General features: G+C 52.2%; 1 protein-coding gene. It reads right to left on the bottom strand.

Annotation, left to right across the window (positions count from 1 at the left end):
- A partial coding sequence (locus ACTHUE_RS19680) for an aromatic amino acid transport family protein (RefSeq protein WP_440424240.1) occupies nucleotides 1-541 on the bottom strand: 541 nt, incomplete at its 3' end.
- Between the last annotated feature and the right edge of the window lie 177 nt (nucleotides 542-718).

The following is a 718-nucleotide window of genomic DNA, read 5'->3' as shown; positions in this document are numbered from 1 at the left end:
CTTGGGTGTCAAACAAAACAGGCATTTTGGCATCGGCAATCAGGCCGCCGGTTGCCCAAATAAAGGTCAATACCATGCCGCCGATGAGGATGCTGGTGAAGCGGTCAACCAAGCGAGCGGATGCCCAAACGCAAAAGGCGAGGATGCCGAAGAAGACGAGTTGGCCGACGGAGAGCGAAATTTCGCCGCCTACCGCGCTGCCGATGCCTTTGGCGGTCAGGTCGCCGCCGACGAAGATGTAGGCGTAGGTGAGCAGGTATAAAACGAAAGCGACGGCAACGCCGTTGATGATGTTCCAAACCGGGCCGAGCAGGTCTTTGACCATGGTGTCGAAGCTGGCGCCGTGCGGATAATGGGTGTTGACTTCCAAAATCATCAGGCCGCTGGAGAGCATGGAAAACCAGGTGTACAACAACACGACCAGCGAGCCGGCAAACCAGACGCCGGACGTGGCGGTCGGATTGGCAAGCATGCCTGCGCCGATAACCGTACCGGCGATAATCATCGCGCCGCCGAATAGGGATGGGGTTTTGGTTGACATTGTTTGTCTTTCTTCTAGAAATGCGTGGTTGTCATTATGCCGTAAAGTGTAAGAAAAGGTAAAGCAAAGGTCGTCTGAAAACCCGATTGTCGTTTTAAGACGGCCTTTGATGTGTATAAATGCAACTGATTAAATCAATTTTCGCAGTTTCAATTCGTTTTTCAAATAGGCGTAATA

The organism is Neisseria sp. P0021.S005 (genome assembly GCF_051956955.1).
Note: the sequence above shows the minus strand (reverse complement) of the source record. Positions and strands in the feature narration are given on the sequence as shown.